The 7084-nt window shown below is 70.4% G+C and carries 7 protein-coding genes; 4 read left to right on the forward strand and 3 right to left on the reverse strand.

The features are described from left to right. Window positions 1-9 precede the first annotated feature (9 nt). Window positions 10-279, reverse strand: a complete 270-nt coding sequence (locus RJQ01_RS01100) for a DUF7218 family protein (RefSeq protein ID WP_350474845.1) — start codon at window positions 277-279, stop codon at window positions 10-12. An 81-nt stretch (window positions 280-360) separates the two neighbouring features. Here RJQ01_RS01100 and RJQ01_RS01105 point away from each other — a divergent pair, with 81 nt between their 5' ends. Then, a complete protein-coding gene (locus RJQ01_RS01105) occupies window positions 361-942 on the forward strand; it encodes an HhH-GPD-type base excision DNA repair protein (RefSeq protein WP_350474846.1) in 582 nt (193 codons plus the stop codon). Here RJQ01_RS01105 and RJQ01_RS01110 read toward each other — a convergent pair. Then, window positions 899-2578 carry a hypothetical protein gene (locus RJQ01_RS01110; RefSeq protein ID WP_350474847.1) on the reverse strand — a complete coding sequence of 560 codons (1680 nt, stop codon included), beginning with the start codon at window positions 2576-2578 and terminating at the stop codon, window positions 899-901. The two genes, RJQ01_RS01105 and RJQ01_RS01110, sit on opposite strands and share 44 nt — an antisense overlap. Window positions 2579-2708: 130 nt before the next feature. Between RJQ01_RS01110 and RJQ01_RS01115 the strand changes: the two genes are divergently transcribed. Together RJQ01_RS01115 and argG are read left to right on the forward strand one after the other, a co-directional pair. Continuing rightward, entirely contained in the window at window positions 2709-3650 is a 942-nt protein-coding gene (locus RJQ01_RS01115) for a CPBP family intramembrane glutamic endopeptidase (RefSeq protein WP_350474848.1), read from the forward strand. 10 nt (window positions 3651-3660) lie between these two features. Beyond that, the gene (gene argG, locus RJQ01_RS01120; protein WP_350474849.1) at window positions 3661-5097 is read left to right on the forward strand and encodes an argininosuccinate synthase; all 1437 of its coding nucleotides are present in this window, start codon (window positions 3661-3663) and stop codon (window positions 5095-5097) included. 28 nt (window positions 5098-5125) lie between these two features. Here the strand turns inward: argG and RJQ01_RS01125 are convergent, their stop codons facing one another. Further along, a complete protein-coding gene (locus tag RJQ01_RS01125) occupies window positions 5126-5689 on the reverse strand; it encodes a helix-turn-helix domain-containing protein (RefSeq protein WP_350474850.1) in 564 nt (187 codons plus the stop codon). 53 nt (window positions 5690-5742) lie between these two features. Between RJQ01_RS01125 and RJQ01_RS01130 the strand changes: the two genes are divergently transcribed. Next, complete coding sequence (locus RJQ01_RS01130) at window positions 5743-6999, forward strand: alpha/beta hydrolase (RefSeq protein ID WP_350474851.1); 1257 nt, start codon at window positions 5743-5745, stop codon at window positions 6997-6999. Window positions 7000-7084 lie beyond the last annotated feature (85 nt).

The raw sequence follows: 7084 nt of genomic DNA on the forward strand, positions 1-7084 counted from the left end.
GCAGCGGGCCTAGTGCGAGCGCAGCAGCTCGATGAGCTCCTCCTTGCGCAGCTCGCTGTAGCCGCTCAGGTCGAGCTCGCTTGCGCGGTGGCGCAGTTCGTCGACGGTCCACTCCTCGTACGGCGGTGAGTCCCCACCGCGCGACCCCACGGTGCTCTCGCCATCGCGCGCGGCGGCGTTCGAGATGCGCGCCGCCTTCTCCTTCGAGGCGCCGTCGTCGCGCAGCGACTCGTACATCTCCGGGTTCTTGAGGCTCGGGTTGTCGTTGTTCGCCGGCATGGGCTGTGCTCCTTCCGTCGGGCGGTCGCCAGCACCCTAGCGAGAATGACGGATGCCGCTCTCAGGTGCGACGATGGAGGCATGACGAACGATCTGCACATCACCGGCGATGTCGACGCCGACCGTCTGCTGTCGTCGGAGCCGCTTGCGCTGCTCCTCGGCATGCTCCTCGACCAGCAGGTCGCCATGGAGGTCGCCTTCGCCGGTCCGGCGAAGATTCGTGATCGTCTGGGCAGTCTCGACCCTCGAACGATCGCCGAGCACGACCCGGAGCAGTTCGCCGCCCTGTGCGCGCAGTCGCCCGCCGTGCACCGCTTTCCCGGCTCGATGGCGGCGCGCATCCAGACCCTCTGCGCGCAGCTCGTCAGCGAGTGGGAGGGCGACGCCGCCGCGCTGTGGACGCGGGGCGAGCCCGACGGTCGGGAGATCCTGACGCGACTGAGGGCTCTGCCCGGCTTCGGCGAGCAGAAGGCGCGCATCTTCCTGGCGCTACTCGGCAAGCAGTACGGTGTCGATGCGCCAGGGTGGCGAGAGGTCGCCGGCGACTACGGCGTCGAGGGTGCGCGCCGCTCGGTCGCCGACATTAGGAGCCCGGAGACCCTCGCCGAAGTGCGCGAGGTCAAGCGCGCGGCGAAGGCGGCGAAGACGTCGGCGTCGCGGTAGCAGCAGTGCTCGCGTCGGCGCCGCGCGCCGACAGCGCCCACGCGACGACGGCGACGAGGCAGTAGACGCCGTACCCGATGCCCCAGGCGACGTAGTCGAGCTCGACCCACTGCCAGGAGTCCGGCAGCGGGATGAGCACGAAGAGGAAGGCGCCGACGGCGATCGCGTAGAGGGCGATCCAGGAGAGCCTGCTCCACTGCCATACAGCGCGCCCGAGGAGCCCCCGGAGGGTCAGCAGAGCGATCGGGAGCGCCGAGAACCCCGCGATGGTGATCGCCGAGAGGCACTCGATCGCAATGAGGAGCAGCAGGTCGGGGTTCTCGACGGAGGGGGCGACCAGGCTGTACCCGGCCCACGCCGCCGCACCGGCGACGATCATGAACCCGACCAGGAGCAGGGTGGAGCCGGCGCGCGCCCGCGCGCTGATCGCGCCCGCGAACCCCACCCCCGCGACCAGGCCGAAGACCACGCCGGGCTGGAACCCGCTGACCACGCTGAACGCGACCGCGGTGACGACGAAGAGGAGGGTGAGCGGTCGGAACTCGATGCGGGGCCTCCACTGCGGTCGAATGGACCGCATGACGGCGACGACGAGCGCCCACCCGAGGGCGATCACCACCAGGAAGCCCGCGAGGATGCCCGCTGCTGTGCGCCAGCCGACGGCGTCGAAGGCGAACTCGGGGTCGACGTACGTCGAGGCGGCGGCAGCGACGAGCAGTCCCGCGAGTGCGGCCGGCCAGCCGAGCACCGTGAGCGGCGGTCTGGCGGAGGGATCGGCGGGCGCGAGACCGCGAGCGAGCCGACGCTGCTCCGCCCGCTCGGTGATGCGCTCGCTCGTCGCGTCGAGCAGCACGGTGGGGAGGGCGATGAGGATGCTCAGCACGATCGCGCCCGTGATGCTCCACAGCGCCGCTGGCAGGGTCGCAGCGGCGCGGAAGGGCCGCAGCGTCGAGAGCACGCCGGGGTCGGCGCTGTCTCGCGCGCCAGCGCCGGGGTCGGCGTCGACGACCTCGGCCGTGGGTGAGGGCGACGGCGTCGCCGTGGGCGCCGGGGTTGGCGTCGGCGTGGGCGTCGGGCACGTACCGTCGCTGCGGCAGGACGGGCCGGAGACGTAGGCGAGGGTGCCGCTGACCGTGGCGGCGGACGCGGTCGCCGTGGAGCCGTCAGGGCAGGACGTCGAGACCGGGGCGGACTGCCGCGTGACCGAGGCCGAGTCGGCTGTCGCCTCGACCGTGACGGCTCCTGCGCCGATGAAGCGCAGTTGGCAGATGTCACCGTAGTAGGGCAGGTCGGCGCTCGCGCGGCCGCCGGAGTACGGAAGCGCCCGGTCGTTGGTCGGCGACGCGACGAAGTCTCCTCCGGTCACGGTGACGAGAGCGGTGCAGTCGTCGGCCGCGTCGCACTCGATCGTGAGACGCGCCGTGATGTCGACGGTGAAGCCGTCGGAGGAGGTGAGCCTCATGCCGCCGTCGTAGACGATGGGCGCGCTGGGGTCCTCCTCCGAGGTGCTGGGGAGACCTGGGCCGGTCGCACTAGCTGCCGTGGCGGTGCCTGCGGCGCCGAACCCGACCCCCAGCGTGCCGAGCAGGAGCATCACGAGCAGGCGCGGAGCGGTCATCCGGCTCGATCGGTACACGCTCTCCTCCTCGATGCCGGGGCGCAGGCCGTTGCCAGACGCCCCTCCACCGTACGGTGATGCCGTTTCCCCGAGGTTTCCGTCGCGCGACGGATGCGAAAAGGGCGAGGCTGATGCCAGTATCTGTGCCGTGCGCCTCGTCGTGATTTTCCTCGCCCTCGCCTTCGGGCTCAGCTGGCTCGTGGCCTTGCTGCTTTGGCTCGGAGACGGGCTGGCGAGTCCGTTCTTCGGGCTCATCGCCGTGCTCATGATGACGACGCCGGCGATCGCGGCGCTTGTGGTCGTGTTCTTCGTCGAGAAGCCAGCGAACCGTGCCCGCACGCTCGGGCTGTGGCCGCTCGGGCGCCCAGGGCGGTTCCTGGGCTACCTCGCTCTCGCGATCGTCGTGCCGGTTTCGCTCATTCTCGTGGCACTGCCGATCGGGGCGCTTCTGGGCGTGTATCCGGCCGACTTCGTGAATTTCAGCGGCTTCCAGGCGGCACTGGATGCTCAGCTCGAGGCGTCGGGAGCCCCACCGCTGCCCATCCCGATCGGCGTGCTCGTCGCGCTGCAGCTCGTCAACGTGCTGTTCGGCGCGTTCATCAACCTCGTCCCGGCGATGGGGGAGGAGCTCGGCTGGCGCGGCTGGCTGCTGCCGAAGCTCTTGCCGCTCGGCGTGCTGCCGGCAATCCTGATCTCTGGCGTCATCTGGGGGCTCTGGCACGCCCCGCTGATCCTGCTGGGATACAACTACGCGCTGGCGCCCGGGTGGCTCGGGCTCGCCGCGATGTGCGGAATGTGCATCGTCATCGGAGCCGTCTTCAGCTGGCTGCGCATCAGGTCGGGAACCGTCTGGGCGCCCGCGCTCGCGCACGGAGCCTTCAACGCGGCGGCCGGCTTCTCGATCATCTTCGTCGCGGCCGGCGAGGTGATCGACACCACGCAGGCGACCGTGCTCGGGTGGAGCGGCTGGATCGTGCCGCTCGTGCTCGTCATCGTGCTGGCGGCCACCGGGAAGTTCTCACCGCGGCCGGACGCACCCGCGCCGTCAACGGTGGCGCCTGCGGAGGGGAGCCCCGTCGAGCGCCGTTAGGGTGGAGGGCGTGTCTAAGGTTCTGACTTCCCTGCCCGTCGGCGAGCGCGTCGGCATCGCTTTCTCCGGAGGGCTCGATACCTCCGTCGCTGTCGCGTGGATGCGCGACAAAGGCGCGGTGCCCTGCACCTACACGGGCGATCTGGGGCAGTACGACGAAGACGACATCGAGTCGGTTCCGGGCCGCGCCACGGAGTACGGCGCCGAGATCAGCCGCCTCGTGGACTGCAAGGAGGCGCTGGTCGAGGAAGGGTTCGTCGCCATGGCCTGCGGCGCGTTCCACATCCGCTCGGGAGGCCGCGCCTACTTCAACACAACTCCGCTCGGTCGCGCCGTCACCGGCACGATGCTCGTGCAGGCCATGAAGGAGGACGGCGTCGACATCTGGGGCGACGGCAGCACCTACAAGGGCAACGACATCGAGCGCTTCTACCGCTACGGGCTGCTCGCCAACCCGCGCCTGCGCATCTACAAGCCCTGGCTCGACGCCGAGTTCGTGACCGAGCTCGGGGGTCGCACCGAGATGAGCGAGTGGCTCGTCGCCCACGGACTGCCGTACCGCGACTCCGCCGAGAAGGCGTACTCAACGGACGCGAACATCTGGGGTGCCACTCACGAGGCGAAGACTCTCGAGCACTTGAGCGTCTCGCTCGAGACGGTCGAGCCGATCATGGGTGTGAAGTTCTGGGATGAGTCTGTGAAGATCGCCCCGGAGGATGTCACCATCGAGTTCGCCGAGGGCCGCCCGGTGGCGATCAACGGCGTCGAGTACGGCGACCCCGTGCACCTCGTGATGGAGGCCAACACGATCGGTGGTCGCCACGGCCTCGGCATGAGCGACCAGATCGAGAACCGCATCATCGAGGCGAAGAGCCGCGGCATCTACGAGGCGCCCGCGATGGCCCTGCTGCATCTCGCCTACGAGCGCCTGCTCAATGCGATCCACAATGAGGACACGATCGCGAACTACCACGCTGAGGGTCGTCGTCTGGGCCGTCTGATGTACGAAGGCCGGTGGCTCGACCCGCAGTCGCTCATGCTGCGCGAGTCCATTCAGAAGTGGGTCGGCTCCGCCGTCACGGGCACGGTCACGGTGCGCCTACGCCGCGGCGAGGACTACACGATTCTCGACACCGACGGCCCCGCGCTCTCGTACGCGGGCGAGAAGCTCTCCATGGAGCGCGTCGGCGACGCGGCATTCGGCCCGACCGACCGCATCGGCCAGCTCACCATGCGCAACCTCGACATTGCGGACTCGCGGGCGCGCCTCGAGCAGTATGCCGCGCAGCGCATGATCGGCGGCGCGACGGCGAAGCTTGTCGGGCGCATCACGGCCGGCCACGCCGACGAGCTCTTCGATCCGGCCGACCCGGATGCGCGGGACGCGTTGAGCGAGGCCTTCGACGCCGCGGGCGAGGGCGCGGCGTTCGACACCGGCACCGACTGATCGCGCGTCGCCCGCGCTCGGGTGCTGGCTACGGCACGGGCAGGCTCACTGTGCCGAGCACACGGCGTCGCGCCCTGGCGGGCGCGCTCTCGCGCTCGGCCAGCGGGGCGAGCGCTGCTCGCACGGTGGCCATGACCTCGCGCCACTCCTCGTCGGTCGCGTGCACGGCGACCTGTCGAAAACCGACGAGGTCCTCCTCGAGGTTGCCGCGCTCGCCCTCCAGGTAACGGTCGAAGAGTGCCGCGAGGCTGCCGAGGTAGGCCAGGAATCCGGCCCGGAGCGTTGCGGGGTCGGCGAGCTGCGGATCGTCGGCTGATACAGAGGCCTGCGCGACGCGCAGGCGCAGAGACCTCTCGACCGTACCGCGCACTTTGCGTTCGGCGACGACGTCGAGCACTCCGGCGTCGACGAGCGCACTCACGTGGCGGTAGAGCGTCGCGGGGGCGACGCCGGCGACATGCGCGGCGAGTTCGCGGGTGGTGAGCGTGTCGCGGCCGAGCATCGTTTGGACGATGCGCAGTCGGACGGGGTGCAGGAGCAGGTCGGCGCTGGACACGGAGCCTCCGATCTCGATATCTATAGTATCGATCATGATTATGTTATCATGTTTGATAACAATAAAGCTCTGGGGGAAAGGACCCTGACATGGCAACGATCGATGTGGATTCCCGTGAGGTCGCGGTGAGGCTCCGCGCGCGGGAGAGAGTCTTCGCCGTCCGTGGCGACATCCGCATCCCGCTCGCTCATCTCGCCTCGGTCGAGGTGGTGTCCGACGCCTATGCCGCGATGCGCGGCCTGCGTGCGCCCGGGCTCGGGCTGCCCGGCTATGCGAAGGTCGGAACATGGCGTCGACGCTCCGGCTCCACCGTCGGCATCGTGTGGGGCAGGGGGCCGGGTTTGCGCTTGACGGCCTCCTCGGGGCGCGTGCGTGACGTCGTCGTCTCTCTCGACGATGCGGACGCGGCGCACGACCGCATCAGGGCAGCACTGGCTGGCCGTCCCACGGCCTCAGCACTGCGCGTGTCGGCGGCGGTCGAGCTCGCGGGAGAGCTGGTGATGCCCGCCGACGCCCGGGCGATCGCCGTGCTGCTGCCCGGCAGCGGCCCGCTCGACCGCGACGGCGATGCGCGCGGCCTGGCCTTGGGCATCCAGCGGGAGCTCTCGGAGAGCCTGGCCGACCACCGCATCGCGAGCATGCGCTGGGACAAGCGCGGCGTGGGCGAGTCGAGCGGCGACTTCCTCGCGTCGGGTCTGCACGACCTCGTCGACGATGCCTGCGCCGTCGTGGATCATGCGCTCGAGCACGGTCTGCCCGTGATCGTCATCGGACACAGCGAAGGCACCGCAATCGCTGCGCGCGTCGCCGTCGAGCGGCCCGCCATTGCCGGTGCCGTGCTCCTCTCGGGCTACGCCCGGTCGGGGCTCGAGGTGCTGCGGTGGCAGTCACGCATGATCGCGGCAGACATTCCGGGCCCGGTGCGATTCGTGTTGCGCGCATTGCGCACCGACCTGGAGAAGGCGACCGAGAAGAATCGCACGCGACTGCTGGCCACGACGAAGGACGTCGAGCGCATGGGCGGGGTGCGCGTCAACGCGCGCTGGTACCGCGAGTTCATGGCGTACGACCCGAGCGACGACCTCGCCGCCGCTGCCCAGCCCATGTTCGCACTGGGCGGCGAGTACGACCTGCAGTCGCCGCCGGAGGACACCCCGAGGATCGCCGAGCTGCGCTCGGCGACCACCCGCGCTGCGGTGCTCGACGGCCTGAGCCACATTCTTCGCACCCAGCCGAGCGCCTCCCTGCGCACCTACCGCAGGGATGCGCGGCGCCCCGTCGACCCGCGCATCGCGGCCAGCATCGTCGAGTGGATCGGCACCGCACTCGAGCCGCGAGCCCGCTGACGTCGACCCGGCGCTCTCGTACGCGAGCGCCGGAGACGGGGGGGCGCGGCGGGGGCCCCCCCCGGGCCCCGCCCGCCCCCGCCGC

The sequence above is a fragment of the Microcella sp. genome, from assembly GCF_040286215.1.
GTDB lineage: Bacteria > Actinomycetota > Actinomycetes > Actinomycetales > Microbacteriaceae > Microcella.